This window comes from Streptococcus parasalivarius (assembly GCF_054785155.1).
Genome location: NZ_BAABOB010000006.1, coordinates 117896 through 135277, shown reverse-complemented (window position 1 = coordinate 135277; position 17382 = coordinate 117896). Strand labels below are relative to the sequence as shown.

The following is a 17382-nucleotide window of genomic DNA, read 5'->3' as shown; positions in this document are numbered from 1 at the left end:
GAGAAATAAGAATGCGAACTAAGGCATATGATGAAGAGCTCAATGCTGAAACCTTAGAAAATGTTACAGGGGGTGGTTTTGTATCTAGACCTCAAACCTTACCTGAACGATTGGGTTGGAACAAATGGTGGTTGAAAAGAAGACCTCCTTATGGCGATTAGAAGTTACCATGAGTACCAAATATGGGAAAGAGAAATATGGATAAACAGAAGAATAATCTTATTAGAAGTTTAAGCATTGTTATCGTGATCGTCTGGCTATTTATTGTGATGATAAATGCAACGATAAGTTTCACCGAAGGCGTTGCCTTTATTGACCATTGTATCGTCTGGTCAACACTTTCGCTAGCTTTTTCTTTGTTTGCGCTTAGGGTAGCGGGGAAGGATAAGGAGAAATGATTTTCTCTGCTGATTACTATAGCCTCAGGTTGAGCTTGCTTGCTTAGCCTTTTCTTTTTGTCTTTAATCTTATAGAATGGTGACATTTATGTCACTATTTTTTATTTCGTTAAGCTCTTATAATGAAGACATAGCTTGGACTTAGTTGTTAAGGTATTAATTTAAATAGAAAAAGGAGAGGAACATGGTAATTAGTGTCATGGTACCATTGCTTTTGTTAATTGGTAAAAAGTAAGATGTAACACAGTAAACAAATAAGGAGAATACATGAAGAAAATACAATTTATTTTGATGGCGAGTTTTGTTTTAGGTACTTGCCAGTTAGCGGTGCTTAGTGGAGCAGCGGATGAGTTAGATGTTAAGGAATCTACAGTCGAATTATCCAATAATTCTGTTGAGAATGGTGAAGTAGAGAATGTGGAAGTTTCTTCTGAAACAGCTTCTCAACAGGTAGCTGAGAAAGTTGAATCTATTAGTGAGACAAAGGAAAATTCTCTTCCTCAATCATCACAGATAGGAGTGGTTGAGACAGAAGTAAGGTCCGAAGAGGTCTCGGTTGAAACTTATGAAAAGAACCTTGAAAACCTGAAGCCAGTCTCTTATAGTGATGTCACAAATATGTTGACTGAAGATGGCGGGGACCATATCCTTTATGTTGGTCGGCCAACCTGCTACTATTGTCGTCAAAATTCTCCAGTTTTGAAGGATTTCAATACCCTGATTGATGGTCAGCTTCTTTATTACAATACAGATTCAGATCAGTTGGACCGTGAGTCTCGTAAAATACTATTTGATAAGCTAGGAATTCCAGGGACTCCAAGTGTCATTCGTCTCAAAAATGGTCAATTGGTTTCTGGCTATCTTGGCAGTGCTCCAGATGCCCAAGCTATTTATCAGGCTGTTTTCAAGGAAGAAACTGAGAAAACAGAGACACCAGAGGGAACAGAAGTAGTAGAGAAGGTGGAAAATCCCTTACCTGAGTCCCCTTCTGAAGATACTATCAAGGATAGTGATAAGGATGTAATTAATCATACTGAAGGGCCTGTTACTAGCCTAATGTCTCAAATTAAGCAAGTTTTTAGGAATCTAACAGACCTGCTTATAAGTCTTTTAGGGAAATTTATCTAATGGACTACTTTCTAAGTTGGAGAATAAAAGAATTTATCAAATATGATTTCCTCTTTGCTTGTCTTGTTTCTGAAGAATACCTTAACTGCCTTTGTAACGGCTTATTTTGGAGTAACAGGAATGACTTTCTTCACACTCTATTTGGCCAGTTTAGGGGATACCATGACTAAGCTGATGACTTATGTGCCATTTAGTTTTATGCGAGCAGTCTTTACTAGTGGTCAAGAGTTCTTTAATCTTCGCGAAGCCCTTGTTTTGTTTGTTTGGACTTTGGTTTTGCTCCTTTTTATGCCAACTATCTACGAAAAGCGAGCCTTTGTGTAATGCTAATAAAGTCAGAGTTTGATCTGGCTTTTTCTTTATGACCTCAAAAAAACAAGCTAAAATGTCAATTTAATCCTTTAAAATCTGAAAATTTGGTATAATTAACCTAAAATACCAAAGGAGTAATTCATAATGCAACGTAGACTTGAACGATTTGATGCCAAACTTGCCCAATCAGGCCTTGATGCCTTGTTGGTGACAGGACAAAACAATATTTATTATTTGACAGATTTCTGGGGGACAAATGCGACTGTCTTCATCACTAAGAATCGTCGCCTCTTCTTAACCGATTCACGTTATACCCTCATTGCCAAACAATCCGTGCATGGCTTTGATATTATCGAAAGTAAGGACCCACTTAAGGATATTGTTAAAATTATCGAGGCTGATAAACTGGAAACAATCGGATTTGATAATCAGGTATCATTTGCTTACTATCAAGGTCTTCAAGGGATCTTTGAAGGCTACACTTTATCACCACAAAGCAACTTCATGGAAGAGTTGCGTATGATCAAGGACGAAAAAGAATTGGCAACTATCCGTAAGGCTTGTTCTATCTCAGACCGTGCCTTTACAGATGTACTTGATTTTATTAAACCAGGTCAAACAACAGAACTACAAGTGGCAAACTTCCTAGATTTCCGTATGCGTGAGTACGGAGCTTCAGGGGTTTCCTTTGAGTCTATCATTGCTTCAGGTTACCGTTCTGCTATGCCTCATGGGGTTGCTTCAGAAAAGGTTATCCAATCTGGTGAAACCTTAACGATGGACTTTGGTTGCTACTACAACCACTACGTTAGCGATATGACTCGTACTATCCATATTGGTGACACCACTGATGAGGAGTGTGAAATTTATGATATCGTTCTACGTTCTAACCAGGCCTTGATTGACGCAGCTAAGGCTGGTATGACACGTCGTGACTATGATAAGGTTGCGCGTGATGTTATTGTCGAAGCGGGGTACGGAGACTACTTTACACATGGTATTGGACATGGTATCGGTCTTGACATTCACGAGATTCCTTACTTTGGTAACTCTGATGAGACTATCGAAGCTGGTATGGTCTTGACGGACGAGCCAGGTGTTTATTTGGCTGATAAATACGGTGTTCGTATCGAAGATGACATCATTATCACAGAAAATGGTTGTGAATTGATTACCCTTGCACCTAAGGAATTGATTGTTCTCTAAGATTTGGAGGAATACTTTATGCCAAACCGTTTATCTTGGCAAGATTATTTTATGGCTAATGCAGAGCTGATTTCTAAGCGTTCTACGTGTGATCGTGCCTTTGTTGGAGCTGTTTTAGTCAAGGACAAGCGTATTATCGCTACAGGTTATAACGGCGGAGTTTCTGAGACTGATAACTGTAACGAAGTAGGCCACTATATGGAAGATGGTCATTGTATTCGTACGGTACACGCAGAGATGAATGCCCTTATCCAATGTGCCAAAGAGGGGATTTCTACCAAAAATACAGAGATTTATGTGACTCATTTTCCTTGTATCAACTGCACCAAAGCTCTCTTGCAAGCTGGTATTGTTAAGATTACATACAAGGCCAATTATAGGCCCCATCCCTTTGCGATTGAATTGATGGAACAAAAAGGCGTTTCTTATTTGCAACATGATGTTCCAGAGGTTCACTTAGGAATGGATGACTAGTTTGTTCTTTGAAAAAAGCCTGAGGATTGGGCTTGAATCTATAAAACATTTGAGCCATGCTATCATTTATGGTAAAATAAACTGATAATAATTTTTTACAAAGAGGTATTTAATAATGATTGAAGCAAGTAAACTCCGTGCGGGTATGACTTTCGTAACTAACGATGGCAAATTGATCAAAGTTCTTGAAGCTAGCCACCACAAACCTGGTAAAGGTAACACAATCATGCGTATGAAATTGCGTGATGTTCGTTCAGGTTCAACTTTTGATACTAGCTATCGTCCGGAAGAAAAATTTGAACAAGCAATCATCGAAACAGTACCAGCACAATACTTGTACCAAATGGATGATACTGCATACTTCATGAACACTGAAACATATGACCAATATGAAATCCCAGTAGCCAACGTTCAAGAAGAATTGAAATTTATCCTTGAAAACTCAGACGTAAAAATCCAATTCTACGGAACAGAAGTTATTGGTGTTCAAGTTCCAACAACTGTTGAATTGACTGTTACTGAAACACAACCATCAATCAAAGGTGCAACAGTTACAGGTTCAGGTAAACCTGCAACACTTGAAACTGGTCTTGTGGTTAACGTTCCAGACTTTATCGAAGCTGGTCAAAAATTGGTTATCAACACAGCTGAAGGTACTTACGTATCACGTGCCTAAGCCCAACTAAGTCTTTCAAACCACTGGTTTGAAGGCTTTATTTTCCAAACTAACGGAAAGGAAACATGCGATGACTACAGAAAATATCGGTGAAATTGTAATTGCCCCTCGCGTGCTCGAAGTGATTACAGGTATCGCTGCAACTAAAGTGGAAGGTGTTTACGCCCTTCAAAATAAAAATGTTACGGATAGTCTCAGCAAAACAAGCTTGGGACGTGGTGTTTACCTCCGAACAGAAGAAGATGGTACTGTAAATGCTGATATCTACGTCTCACTTCAGTATGGGGTTAACGTACCAGCGGTTTCAATTGAAATTCAAAAGGCTGTTAAAGCAGCTGTCTATGATATGGCAGAAGTGGCAATTTCAGAAGTCAATGTTCACGTTGAATCTATTGTTACTGAAAAGTCACAAAAACCAGACTTGGCTGAATTGTTTAACGAGGATTTTTTGAATGACTAATATCTTTAAAGATTCACGTCGTGACCTTCGTGAGCGTGCTTTTCAAACGCTTTTTGCCCTTGAATTTGGTGGAGAAGCTCTGGAACAAGCACATTTCGCTTACACTTATGACAAGCCAATTGACGAAGAAACTGAAGTTGATGTACCAGCCTTTCTCCTTAGCCTAGTAACAGGTGTCCGTGAAGAGTTGGCCCAACTTGATAGTCAAATTGAAGAAAAGTTGAAAGAGGGTTGGAGCCTCTCACGTTTGATTGTGACAGATCGTACTCTCCTTCGTTTGGGACTTTATGAAATCACGTCATTTGAAGAAACACCAGGACGTGTAGCTATTAACGAAATCATTGAAATCGCTAAAAAATATTCTGATGAAACATCTGCTAAGTTCATTAATGGTGTACTTAGTCAGTTTGTGACAGATGAAGCATAAGCAAAAGAAGTTGAGCCTTGTTTCAACTTCTTTTTTTCTACAAATGTAACAAGAAAAAAGTCGCAAGCGGAGATTTCTTGCGACTTTCATTTATATACTGCCACCAGCAATCAGACTCACTGGAAGTACATAATCACGATTAACTGTTTTGCCTTTAATTTTCTTGAGAAGAATTTCGACACAAAGCTTAGCAATTTCATCCAAAGGTTGTTGGATAGTTGCTAACTCTGGGTAGAAGTGACGGATAAAGGCGGTACCGTCATAACCGATGATTTTTAGGTCATCTGGGATAGAAAGTCCCAATTGTCTAGCTATCTTCATAACCAAGATAGCTGTTAAATCGTCCGAAACAAAGATGCCATCTGGTTTTTCACGAGAGATAATAGATTTGATTTCTAATTCTCGTCGCATGAGAGACAAATCGTTTGGAACAGGACAAATAATACCTTCCTTGTCCAATTCATAATTAAAACCTAGTTGACGAAGTCCTGTTGGAGAATCTGAATTATCATAGCCTGTAATCATGACAATGCGTTGACAGCCAGCCTTGACCATAGCTCTTGCGGCTAACTTGCCACCTTCAAAGTTGTCAGACGAAACAATAGGAATCTTTGGGGCGAGATTACGGTCGAAGGCAACGATGGGAGCTTCAACCTTCTCATAATCCTCAATACCAAGATTGTGACTAGACGAGATGATGCCGTCACATTGGTTGGCGGCAAGCATCTCCAAATAGTCCCTCTCCTTGTTAGGATCATGCTCACTATTACAAATAATGGTTTTATAGCCTTGCTTAAAGAGTTCATCCTCAAGACGTTCAATAAGTTCGGCATAAAATACATTGGAAATATTTGGGAAAATCAAGCCAACGAGTTTGGCCGACTTTCCTTGGAGGCCTCGAGCCAAATTATTAGGCTTGTAATTTAGCTCTTGCATGGCAGCGTGGACTTTGTCAATGGTCTTCTGTGAGAGGTAGCCCTTTTTGTTTATGACGCGAGAAACTGTGGTTGGGCTCACACCAGCCAGTTCGGCAACGTCAGTAAGCTTTGCGACCATAAATCACCTTAGTATTTCAAGTCGAAGTAGTGTCCAGAAACGTTTCCTGATGTTATTTTGATACCAGTTTGTTCTGTACTTGGGAAAACACGACTAGTGAAGACTTTCTCACCTTTGTTGAAGAAAATTTCAACGATTGAGTTATCTACAAAGATGTTTGCTGTTGCAGCTTGACCGGCATCAAGTGTACATTCACGACTTGTTCCAAAGTCAGTAGCATATTGTTCACCAGCTTTAGAACGGTCAAGGATAACTTTTCCGTTCTCAGTATCAACAGTAAGTGACAAGCCATTTCCTTCTTGGTCTGCGAAGAGGACAAGTTCTGTTTGAGTGTTAGCTTCAAAGTTAAGTTCAAGCTCGTAAGTGTTAGTTGTTGCCGTTTTGTCAGAGAAATCTTCTTGACTAGCACGTAAGCTTGTAATAGCTTCTACTGGGTATTGGTAGAGTTTACCATCTTTGATAGATAATTCTTTAACCAAGCTCATAGCACCTTGGTAGTCGTATTTGTCAGTTGGATAGTCCACGTCTGGGAGACCAATCCAGCTAACAATAAGGGCACGACCATCAGGAGTGTTAAATCCTTGAGTAGCATAAGCTTCGAACCCGTAGTCCAAGTTAATAATTGGTGTGCCATCAACAAGGGCAGGTTTCTCAGGGTCGAAATCTTGGAAAATCTTATAAGTATTAGGGTAAATATTGCCATAGTCAAGTTCAGCTTTATCAAGACCTTGTGGGCTATAAAGAAGAACAGGTTTGCCATCTACAAAGACAAGGTTTGGACACTCAATCATGTATTCTGAGCCAGTACCACCAAAGTCGAGGTCTCCAACTTCAATCCAGTTTTCGACATCATTATCAACTGCTTTGTAAAGTTTGATAAAACCTTGTTTATCATGGTTTTGGGCACCTACGATAGCGTAAAATTGTCCCTTGTAATCGAAGATTTGAGGATCACGGAAGTGCTCAGTAGCGTCATCAGGTTGTTTGATAAGAACCTTGTCGAATTTTTCGATTTTGCCGTCTTTATCCATCCAAGCGCCGATTTGACGTGGGTCACGAACCCAGTTTTCATCACGAACGTTCCCAGTATAGAAGATAAAGAGTTTATCACCGATTTGATAAGCAGAACCTGAGTAGGCACCGTGGCTATCATTTTCATGGTCTGGCAAGAGTTTGACACCAGTTTCTGTAAAGTGAACCAAATCTTCAGTTTCAGTATGCACCCATTGTTTCAAACCATGAGCAGCTCCAAATGGCCAACTTTGATAGAAAAGTTGGAACTTACCATTAAAGTAAGAAAAACCGTTTGGATCATTAAGAAGCCCTGTTTCTGGTTCGATATGGTAGCTTGCACGCCAAGGTGATTTAGCGACATTTTCTTTAATTTTTGTTTTTTCTTCGTTTGTCCAATCTGCGTATGGACGGTAACGAACTTCTGTTGGTAGATTCATATTTAGTAATCTCCTAATCTATTTGTTAGTAATATAGTAAACGTTTTACCTAGAAAAATCAACGATTTATCACAAAAAATAAAAAAATATGCTAAACGGTTGACATACGGCGAAAAGATGCTAAAATAGTTATCGTAAAGAAAAGCTAAACGCTTTCATACCAAATTTTATTAAGGAGAATTTTGCAAATGGATAACAAACAAATTGCAAAAGAAGTCATCGATGCCCTCGGTGGACGTGAAAACGTCAACAGTGTTGCTCACTGTGCGACTCGTCTACGTGTGATGGTCAAAGATGAAAACAAAATCAATAAAGAAAAGGCTGAGAACATTGAAAAAGTTCAAGGTGCTTTCTTTAACTCAGGTCAATACCAAATGATTTTTGGTACAGGTACTGTTAACAAGATTTACGACGAAGTCGTTGCTCAAGGTCTTCCAACAGCATCTAAAGACGAACAAAAAGCAGAAGCTGCTAAACAAGGTAACTGGTTCCAACGTGCTATCCGTTCGTTCGGTGATGTTTTCGTTCCATTGCTTCCAGCAATCGTAGCGACTGGTCTTTTCATGGGTATCCGTGGAGCAATCAATAACGATACAGTTCTTGGTTTGTTCGGTACAACATCAAAAGCTTTTGCTGCTACTGATTTCTATACTTACACAGTTGTATTGACAGATACAGCCTTCGCCTTCTTCCCAGCCTTGATTTGTTGGTCAGCCTTTAACGTATTTGGTGGCTCACCACTTCTTGGTTTGGTTCTTGGTTTGATGATGGTTAACAACGCTCTTCCTAACGCTTGGGATGTTGCATCAGGTGCTGCTAAACCAATCTACTTCTTTGATTTTATTCCAGTAGTAGGTTACCAAAACTCAGTGCTTCCAGCCTTCTTCGTAGGTTTGCTTGGTGCTAAGTTCGAGCAATGGGTTCGTAAATGGGTTCCAGACGTTCTTGACCTTCTCTTGCGTCCACTTATCGTCTTCGCAGTAATGTCAGCTTTGGCCCTCTTTATCATTGGCCCTGTCTTCCATACTGTTGAAAGCTATGTTCTTGCTGCTACAGAATGGATTCTTAACTTGCCATTTGGTCTTGCTGGTCTTGTCCTTGGTGGAGTTCACCAAGTTATCGTCGTTACAGGGGTTCACCATGTCTTTAACTTGCTTGAAGCTAACCTCATTGCTAATACTGGTAAAGACCCACTTAACGCTATCATCACAGCTGCTATGACTGCCCAAGCTGGTGCGACACTTGCAGTGGGTGTTAAAACTAAAGATGCTAAATTGAAAGCACTTGCTTTCCCTGCAACTCTTTCAGCGGTACTTGGTATCACTGAACCAGCTATCTTCGGGGTTAACCTTCGTTTCGGTAAACCATTTATCATGGGTCTTATCGCCGGTGCTGCTGGTGGTTGGGTGGCATCAATCCTTAACCTTGCTGGTACAGGATTTGGTGTAACAATCGTTCCTGGTACTCTTCTTTACCTTAACGGTCAAGTGCTTAAGTATGTGATCATGGTGCTTGTTACCCTTGCTCTTGGTTTTGCTCTTACTTGGATCTTCGGTTACAAAGAGGAAGAAGTTGAAGCTCAAAAAGAAGTTGTTGCTGAAGATATTGCATCTGCAGAATCAGCTCCAGTTGCATTGCAAGCTGAAACAATCGCTGCTCCACTTAAAGGTGAAGTTGTAGCTTTGGAAAATGTTAATGATCCAGTCTTCTCATCAGGAGCTATGGGTAAAGGTGCCGCTATCAAACCTTCAGGTAACCAAGTAGTTGCACCATTTGATGGCGAAGTACAAATCGCCTTCCCAACAGGTCACGCTTACGGACTTAAATCTGATAAAGGTGCTGAAGTGCTTATCCACATCGGTATCGACACTGTCTCACTTGACGGTAAAGGATTTGATGCTAAAGTTCAAGCAAATCAACGTGTTAAAAAAGGTGATGTCTTGGCTACCTTCGATAGCTCAGTAATCACTGAAGCAGGTCTTGACGATACAACTATGGTTATCGTTACAAACACTGCAGACTTCGAAGATGTTTCATCAGTAGCGACTGGTTCGGTTGCTGAAGGTGCAGACTTCATCGCAGTTAAATAATAAGCTAGAAAAGTCGAAGCCAATTCGGCTTTTTTAGTTAAATGGCTCATAAAGATAAGTGTGAAGTAGAGCAGTCTGTGTCTCCTTAAACAAGGTCTCATTTAGATTGTCTTTTGCCTAGCTTTTCTTTATAATAGTATAAAATAGTTATTTATTGATTACAAAAGGAGATAGCTTTACCTATGGCTAAACTTTACGGAAGCTTGGAAGCTGGTGGTACAAAATTTGTTTGTGCTGTTGGCGATGAGAAATTCCAAGTCGTTGAAAAAACTCAATTCCCAACAACTACACCTTATGAAACAATTGACCGTACGATTGAATTTTTCAAACGTTATGAAGATCAATTGGCTGGAATTGCAATTGGTTCATTTGGACCAATTGATGTTGATCCAAACTCTGAAACATATGGTTTTGTGACTTCAACACCAAAACCACATTGGTCAAATGTCGACCTTCTTGGTTTGATTGCTAAAGAGTTTAATATTCCTTTCTACTTTACGACTGATGTTAACTCATCTGCTTATGGTGAGACACTTGTTCGTAAAGGTGTTAAGAGTCTTGTTTACTACACTATCGGAACTGGTATTGGAGCCGGTGCTATTCAAAATGGTGAGTTCATTGGTGGTATGGGTCACACTGAAGCTGGTCACGTATATGTACCTCTTCACCCAAATGATGTTTCCAATGAATTTAACGGAACTTGTCCATTCCACCGCGGATGTTTGGAAGGTTTGGCTGCTGGACCATCACTCGAAGCTCGAACAGGTATTCGTGGTGAATTGATTGATCAGCACTCTGACGTTTGGGACGTTCAAGCTTACTACATTGCTCAAGCTGCTGTCCAAGCAACAGTACTTTACCGTCCTGAAGTTATCGTCTTTGGTGGTGGTGTTATGGGGCAAGAACACATGCTTCGTCGTGTTCGTGAAAAATTCACAGCTCTTTTGAATGGTTACCTTCCAGTACCAGATGTCAATGAGTATATTGTGACACCTGCTGTTTCAGGTAATGGCTCTGCGACACTTGGTAACTTTGCACTTGCCAAAGATGTAGCTGACAAACACTCACGCAAATAAGCAAAATATGTAAAATCGCTTTAAGACATGTTCTTAAGGCGTTTTGCTCTATACAGGAGGATGTAATGGAACCTTTATTTTTAGATTCGCCAATGCATGAAAAAATGTGGGGAGGTAATCGACTTAAGACAGAGTTTGGTTACGATATTCCCAGTGAACACACTGGTGAATACTGGGCAATTTCTGCCCATCCTAATGGTGTATCCTATGTCAAAAACGGGAAGTATGCTGGTTTTCATCTGGCAGAACTTTACAAGGATAAACCAGAACTTTTTGGAAATCCCAAGACTAATGTTTTTCCTTTGTTGACAAAGATTTTGGACGCTAATGACTGGCTCTCAGTACAAGTACACCCTGATGATGCTTATGGACTAGAGCATGAAGGTGAGCTAGGAAAGACAGAATGTTGGTATATTATTGATGCTGAAGAGGGTGCAGAGATTATTTATGGTCACAAGGTTAAGACAAAGGAAGAATTGGCGTCCTTAATTGAAGCAGGTGATTGGGACGGACTTTTGTCGAAAACTCCTGTTAAGAAAGGTGACTTTTTCTTTGTACCAAGTGGTACCATGCATGCTATTGGTCCAGGTATCTTGATCTTAGAGACTCAACAATCTAGCGACACCACTTACCGTGTCTATGATTTTGATCGTAGGGATGATCAGGGCAATAAACGTGAACTTCATATTCAACAGTCTCTTGATGTCTTGAATCTAGGGAATCCTGAAAATAGTGTCCCAGCAACTGTTAAGACCTTGCAATTAGAGTCGACTTGTTTGACATCAAACTCCTTTTTCACTGTGTATAAATGGAAACTCAGTGGCTTGGTTGACTTCAAGCAATCAGCTCCCTATTTGCTTTGTTCAGTACTTTCTGGCAATGGGACCATGACTATTGATTCACGCATTTATTGTCTAAAAAAAGGTGATCACTTCATTCTTCCAAATGATGTGACAGATTGGGAAATTGATGGACAATTGGAGATGATTGTCAGTCACCCTAACGAGGCTTAAGTATGAGTAATGAAAAAGTTTTAGCTGCACTAATTGAGCGTATTGAAATCGGCAAATCCTATTATTTTGAGGGAGCTTACTATCGTCTGAAAGACTATGGAGATCACATTTATGGCTTACAACGGGCCGTTCCTGGGATGTGCGGTGAAAAAACGGCCTCCCCTAGCATCAAATTTTACTGGAAAAATGGTGTCTTGGACTATCAATTCTACGTTGATTTTGAAGCTAGCCCTATGATAATGAAGGCCTATAGTAGCACCGACCATGCCTTCTTTGAGCAGGCTTTTGAAAATCTCTTGCATGATTTTGAGGATATTCTAGAGAGTCAAGAAAACTCTAAGAAGTAGGTTTCAAGTATTATTGTCGATATTTTCAGTGAATCTAATAAAAAAGTTTTCGATTATTTGCAAATCCATTGTGAAAGCCCTTAAACTAGGGCTTTTTTCTTTGTCAATCCTTGAGTGATTTCTTGTTTAAAGGGGGCTTTTGTGGTAAAATATGGAGATAAAGACTGTCGAAAGGAAAAAAGATGGCAAATATATTACGCAAAATCATTGAAAATGATAAAGGCGAAATTAAGAAACTAGAAAAAACTGCCAAGAAAGTCGAGAGCTATGCTGATGCAATGGCGGCTCTTTCAGATGAAGAACTTCAGGCAAAAACAGAAGAATTTAAAAAACGATATCAAAACGGAGAAAGCCTAGACCAACTCTTGCCAGAGGCATTTGCAGTTGTTCGTGAAGGGGCAAAACGTGTCCTTGGACTTTTCCCATATCGTGTGCAAATCATGGGTGGTATCGTTCTTCACCATGGTGACGTCCCAGAGATGCGTACAGGGGAAGGGAAAACCCTAACTGCGACAATGCCTGTTTACCTAAATGCTATTTCAGGTGAAGGTGTGCACGTTATCACCGTTAACGAATACCTTTCAGAGCGTGATGCGACTGAAATGGGTGAGCTTTATAGTTGGCTTGGTTTGTCAGTAGGGATTAACCTTTCAGCCAAATCACCAGCTGAAAAACGTGAAGCTTATAACTGTGACATCACTTACTCAACCAACTCAGAGGTAGGTTTCGACTATCTTCGTGATAACATGGTTGTTCGTAAGGAAAACATGGTACAACGTCCATTGAACTATGCCTTGGTCGATGAGGTTGACTCAGTTCTTATCGACGAAGCTCGTACACCATTGATTGTATCAGGTCCTGTAAGTTCAGAAACTAATCAGTTATATCACCGTGCGGATGCCTTTGTTAAGACCTTGACAGAGGATGATTATGCCATTGATATTCCAACAAAAACGATTGGTTTGAATGACTCAGGTATTGACAAGGCTGAAGAATTCTTCAACTTGGACAACTTATACGATATTGACAATGTTGCCTTGACTCACTATATTGACAACGCCCTTCGTGCCAACTACATCATGTTGCATGATATTGACTATGTGGTCAGTCCTGAGCAAGAAATTCTTATCGTTGACCAATTTACAGGTCGTACCATGGAAGGACGTCGTTTCTCAGATGGGCTCCACCAAGCCATTGAGGCAAAAGAAGGTGTGCCGGTTCAAGAAGAAACGAAGACATCTGCCTCAATCACTTACCAAAATATGTTCCGTATGTACAAGAAATTGTCAGGGATGACTGGTACTGGTAAAACTGAGGAAGATGAATTCCGTGAAATTTACAACATGCGAATCATTCCGATTCCAACTAACCGTCCAATTCAACGTATTGACCACGATGACCTTCTTTACCCTACCTTGGATGCTAAATTCCGCGCTGTGGTACAAGATGTTAAACGTCGTTATGAAAAGGGACAGCCAGTCCTTGTTGGTACGGTTGCCGTTGAAACATCTGACTTGATTTCTAAGATGTTGGTTGAAGCAGGTATTCCTCATGAAGTGCTTAATGCCAAGAACCACGAAAAAGAAGCGCATATTATCATGAATGCGGGTCAACGTGGTGCCGTTACGATTGCGACCAACATGGCCGGTCGTGGTACCGACATCAAACTTGGTGAAGGTGTTCTTGACCTTGGTGGACTCTGTGTCATTGGTACAGAGCGTCACGAAAGCCGTCGTATCGATAACCAGTTGCGTGGTCGTGCGGGACGTCAAGGGGACCCGGGGGAATCTCAATTCTACCTTTCACTTGAAGACGAATTGATGCGTCGTTTCGGTTCTGATCGTATCAAACAAGTCTTGGAACGTTTGAATGCTGATGATGAAGATATTGTTATCAAATCACGTATGTTGACACGCCAAGTGGAAGCGGCTCAAAAACGTGTCGAAGGAAATAACTACGATACTCGTAAACAAGTCCTTCAGTACGATGACGTTATGCGTGAACAACGTGAAATCATCTACGCTGAGCGTTATGATGTTATCACAGCGGAACGTGACCTTGAACCTGAGATTAAGGCTATGATTAAGCGTACGATTAACCGTACGGTAGATGGTCACAGCCGCAATGATCAAGAGGAAGCTCTTAAAGGTATCTTGAACTTTGCTCGTCAGGCCTTGGTTCCTGAGAATGCCATCTCACTTGAAGACTTACAAGAAGTGGGAGAGGTAACGAAACGTAGTGTTAATTATGACGCTATTAAAGTTTACTTGAATGAGTTAGCAGATGATGTTTATGATCGTCAAATCAAGAAATTGCGTTCAGAGGAAGCTATCCGTGAATTCCAAAAAGTCTTGATTTTGATGGTTGTTGATAACAAGTGGACGGACCACATCGATGCCCTAGATCAATTACGTAATGCCGTTGGTTTGCGTGGTTATGCACAAAACAACCCAATCGTTGAGTATCAATCTGAAGGGTTCAAGATGTTCCAAGATATGATTGGGGCAATTGAATATGATGTGACACGTACAATGATGAAAGCACAAATTCATGAACAATCTCGTGAAAATGTGAATGAGCGTGTTTCGACAACAGCAACAGGCAATATTCAGGCCCACCAAGCAGATGCTAATGGTCAAGAAATTGACTTTAGTAAGGTTGGTCGTAATGACTTCTGTCCATGTGGTTCTGGTAAGAAATTTAAAAATTGTCACGGTCGTAAACAATTTTAGGAAAAAAATAGGTAATTATTATGGTTTTTAAAGCAGTAAGTGAAAAAATTGATTTTGATGCAGTTAAAGAATCAACTACATTAACAGGTGAAGCCCTTGCCAAGAAACAAGCTCGTGATAAAGAGCTTGAAGCAATCATCAAGGGTGAAGATGACCGTACGCTTTTGGTTATTGGTCCATGTTCATCTGATAATGAAGAAGCTGTTCTTGATTATGCTCACCGTTTGGCTAAACTTCAAGAAGAAGTTAAAGATAAAGTCTTTATGGTTATGCGTGTCTATACAGCTAAACCTCGCACAAATGGTGATGGCTATAAAGGACTTGTACACCAACCTGATGCTGAAGGGAAACCAAACCTAATTAACGGTATCAAGGCTGTGCGTAACCTTCACTACCGTGTTATCACTGAAACTGGTATCACAACTGCTGACGAAATGCTTTACCCAGAAAATCTTCCTTTGGTAGATGACCTTGTGTCATACATTGCCGTTGGTGCACGTTCTGTAGAAGACCAACAACACCGTTTTGTTGCGTCAGGTATTGATGTTCCAACTGGTATGAAGAATCCAACATCAGGAAACCTTAACGTGATGTTTAACGGTATATACGCCGCACAAAACAAACAAAACTTCCTCTTTAACGGTGAAGAAGTTGAAACTCCAGGGAACCCATTGGCACACGTTATTCTTCGTGGTTCAACGAATGAATATGGTAAAAACGTACCTAACTTCTACTATGATGATGTGCTTGAAACAATTGAACACTATGAACAAATGGGCCTTGAGAATCCATTCATCGTTATTGATACAAACCATGATAACTCAGGTAAACGTTACTTGGAACAAATTCGTATCGTTCGCCAAACCTTGATTAACCGTGACTGGAATGAAAAAATCAACAAAGTTGCACGTGGTTTCATGATTGAATCTTACCTTGAAGATGGTCGTCAAGATGCACCAGATGTCTATGGTAAATCAATCACTGACCCATGTCTGGGCTGGGATAAGACAGAAGAATTGATTCGTGAAATCCACGATACATTGTCAAAATAATAAGGTAACAAGAAACCATATATGGGGAGTGAGCCGTTTGGATGAGCAAGCGGTTCACTCTCTTTTCACAAAGAGAGGAAAATAAATGGGAATTCACCAAAATAGTTCGCTGATTGATGTAGCGGAAGTAAGGAAATTGCATGCTCTTACGGGAGATGCTCTAGAAACTAAACAGGCTAATGATGAGGCTTTGGCAAAAATTATCAAGGGTGAGGACAAACGTCTTCTCTTGGTTATTGGTCCATGTTCATCCGACAATGAAGAAGCGGTCCTTGATTATGCTCACCGTTTGGCCAAACTTCAGGAAGAGGTGAAGGACAAAATCTTTATTGTTATGCGTGTTTATACAGCTAAACCACGTACCAATGGGGATGGCTATAAGGGACTTATCCACCAACCGGATGCAGAGGGAGAAGTAGACCTTCTTGAGGGGGTTAAGGCAGTTCGCCACCTTCAGTCACGTATTATTACTGAAACAGGTCTTCCAATCGCTGACGAGATGCTTTATCCGTCAAATCTTTCCTTCTTTGATGATTTGCTTAGCTATCATGCTGTTGGAGCCCGTTCTGTTGAGGACCAAGAGCACCGCTTTGTAGCTTCAGGTATTGATGTGCCAATTGGCTTGAAGAACCCAACGTCAGGGAATTTGAATGTCATGTTTAATGGTATCTATGCTGCGCAGAATCAACAGCATTTCCTTTACAATGGCGCTGAAGTTAAAACAGATGGTAACCCACTAGCTCACGCTATCCTGCGTGGTGCTAACAATGAAAGTGGGCAAAATATTGTTAACTACCATTACGAGGACTTGGTTAAGGCTTTGGACAAGTATAGTGCATTTAATCTGGAAAATCCATTTATCCTTGTTGATACTAACCATGACAACTCAGGTAAAAACTTCATGGAGCAAGTTCGTATTGTGCGTGAAGTCCTTCTTAACCGTGAGTGGGATGAGCGTATCGCGGATACCGTGCGTGGCTTTATGATTGAGTCTTACCTTGAGGATGGTCGTCAGGACACACCTGAAGTTTATGGTAAATCAATTACAGATCCATGTCTTGGTTGGGATAAGACAGATAGCCTTATTCGTGAAATCCACAATCGACTTTCGTTATAATTATGATTTTTGGACATGGTATAGACTTGCAGGAAATTTCAGCTGTAAAAAAGGCTTATGACCGCAATCCACGCTTTGCAAAAAAGGTATTGACACCAAAAGAGTGGGAACGTTTTGAATCCCTTTCTGGTAATCGTCAGATGTCCTATTTAGCAGGACGCTGGGCCGGTAAGGAAGCATTTTCAAAGGCCTGGGGTACTGGTATTGGAGCAGTCGGCTTTAAGAATATTGAAATATTGACCAATGACAAGGGAGCTCCAGTGGTGACCCAATCACCTTTTGAAGGCAAGGTTTTTATCTCGATTTCCCATAGCGGTGATTTTGTTCAGGCAAGTGTCATTTTAGAAAAAACTAAGAGATAGATGTT

At 40.5% G+C, this 17382-nt stretch carries 19 protein-coding genes; 17 read left to right on the top strand and 2 right to left on the bottom strand.

The window, feature by feature from the left end:
• Positions 1–11: 11 nt before the first annotated feature.
• From ACYVQ1_RS07150 to nusB, 9 genes are all read left to right on the top strand, one after another.
• Positions 12–161 (top strand): hypothetical protein, encoded by a 150-nt coding sequence (locus ACYVQ1_RS07150; RefSeq protein WP_461250271.1) that lies wholly within the window; start codon positions 12–14, stop codon positions 159–161.
• A 21-nt stretch (positions 162–182) separates the two neighbouring features.
• Positions 183–398, top strand: a complete 216-nt coding sequence (locus ACYVQ1_RS07145; RefSeq protein ID WP_461258411.1) for a hypothetical protein — start codon at positions 183–185, stop codon at positions 396–398.
• A 267-nt stretch (positions 399–665) separates the two neighbouring features.
• Positions 666–1526, top strand: coding sequence for a thioredoxin family protein (locus ACYVQ1_RS07140; RefSeq protein ID WP_461250269.1), 861 nt, complete (start codon positions 666–668; stop codon positions 1524–1526).
• A 42-nt stretch (positions 1527–1568) separates the two neighbouring features.
• Positions 1569–1850 carry a hypothetical protein gene (locus ACYVQ1_RS07135; protein ID WP_288587003.1) on the top strand — a complete coding sequence of 94 codons (282 nt, stop codon included), beginning with the start codon at positions 1569–1571 and terminating at the stop codon, positions 1848–1850.
• Between the two features lie 132 nt (positions 1851–1982).
• Positions 1983–3044 carry a M24 family metallopeptidase gene (locus ACYVQ1_RS07130; RefSeq protein ID WP_461250268.1) on the top strand — a complete coding sequence of 354 codons (1062 nt, stop codon included), beginning with the start codon at positions 1983–1985 and terminating at the stop codon, positions 3042–3044.
• Between the two features lie 18 nt (positions 3045–3062).
• Positions 3063–3518 carry a deoxycytidylate deaminase gene (locus tag ACYVQ1_RS07125; protein WP_002884736.1) on the top strand — a complete coding sequence of 152 codons (456 nt, stop codon included), beginning with the start codon at positions 3063–3065 and terminating at the stop codon, positions 3516–3518.
• 115 nt (positions 3519–3633) lie between these two features.
• Positions 3634–4194, top strand: coding sequence for an elongation factor P (gene efp, locus ACYVQ1_RS07120; protein WP_002891830.1), 561 nt, complete (start codon positions 3634–3636; stop codon positions 4192–4194).
• A 70-nt stretch (positions 4195–4264) separates the two neighbouring features.
• A complete protein-coding gene (locus tag ACYVQ1_RS07115; RefSeq protein ID WP_002884704.1) occupies positions 4265–4654 on the top strand; it encodes an Asp23/Gls24 family envelope stress response protein in 390 nt (129 codons plus the stop codon).
• The gene (gene nusB, locus ACYVQ1_RS07110) at positions 4647–5081 is read left to right on the top strand and encodes a transcription antitermination factor NusB (RefSeq protein ID WP_002884506.1); all 435 of its coding nucleotides are present in this window, start codon (positions 4647–4649) and stop codon (positions 5079–5081) included. Before ACYVQ1_RS07115 ends, nusB begins: the two co-directional genes overlap by 8 nt.
• 90 nt (positions 5082–5171) lie before the next feature.
• Here the strand turns inward: nusB and ACYVQ1_RS07105 are convergent, their stop codons facing one another.
• Positions 5172–6137, bottom strand: a complete 966-nt coding sequence (locus tag ACYVQ1_RS07105; RefSeq protein WP_288587006.1) for a LacI family DNA-binding transcriptional regulator — start codon at positions 6135–6137, stop codon at positions 5172–5174.
• 8 nt (positions 6138–6145) lie between these two features.
• On the bottom strand, positions 6146–7588 hold the full coding sequence (locus tag ACYVQ1_RS07100; RefSeq protein WP_461250267.1) for a sucrose-6-phosphate hydrolase: 1443 nt from the start codon (positions 7586–7588) through the stop codon (positions 6146–6148).
• 188 nt (positions 7589–7776) lie between these two features.
• Between ACYVQ1_RS07100 and ACYVQ1_RS07095 the strand changes: the two genes are divergently transcribed.
• The 8 genes from ACYVQ1_RS07095 (at position 7777) to acpS (ending at position 17377) form a co-directional block, all read left to right on the top strand.
• Entirely contained in the window at positions 7777–9678 is a 1902-nt protein-coding gene (locus tag ACYVQ1_RS07095; RefSeq protein WP_461250266.1) for a sucrose-specific PTS transporter subunit IIBC, read from the top strand.
• Positions 9679–9860: 182 nt separating this feature from the next.
• A complete protein-coding gene (scrK, locus tag ACYVQ1_RS07090; RefSeq protein ID WP_461250265.1) occupies positions 9861–10754 on the top strand; it encodes a fructokinase ScrK in 894 nt (297 codons plus the stop codon).
• Positions 10755–10819: 65 nt separating this feature from the next.
• On the top strand, positions 10820–11767 hold the full coding sequence (manA, locus tag ACYVQ1_RS07085) for a mannose-6-phosphate isomerase, class I (protein ID WP_461250264.1): 948 nt from the start codon (positions 10820–10822) through the stop codon (positions 11765–11767).
• A 2-nt stretch (positions 11768–11769) separates the two neighbouring features.
• On the top strand, positions 11770–12114 hold the full coding sequence (locus tag ACYVQ1_RS07080) for a hypothetical protein (protein WP_461250263.1): 345 nt from the start codon (positions 11770–11772) through the stop codon (positions 12112–12114).
• A 182-nt stretch (positions 12115–12296) separates the two neighbouring features.
• Entirely contained in the window at positions 12297–14846 is a 2550-nt protein-coding gene (gene secA, locus ACYVQ1_RS07075) for a preprotein translocase subunit SecA (RefSeq protein ID WP_225745629.1), read from the top strand.
• 20 nt (positions 14847–14866) lie between these two features.
• Complete coding sequence (locus ACYVQ1_RS07070; RefSeq protein WP_002891816.1) at positions 14867–15898, top strand: 3-deoxy-7-phosphoheptulonate synthase; 1032 nt, start codon at positions 14867–14869, stop codon at positions 15896–15898.
• Between the two features lie 85 nt (positions 15899–15983).
• Positions 15984–17015: a 3-deoxy-7-phosphoheptulonate synthase gene (locus ACYVQ1_RS07065; protein WP_461250262.1), complete on the top strand. Its 1032-nt coding sequence runs from the start codon at positions 15984–15986 to the stop codon at positions 17013–17015.
• A 2-nt stretch (positions 17016–17017) separates the two neighbouring features.
• On the top strand, positions 17018–17377 hold the full coding sequence (gene acpS / locus ACYVQ1_RS07060; RefSeq protein WP_461250261.1) for a holo-ACP synthase: 360 nt from the start codon (positions 17018–17020) through the stop codon (positions 17375–17377).
• The last annotated feature ends 5 nt before the right edge of the window (positions 17378–17382 follow it).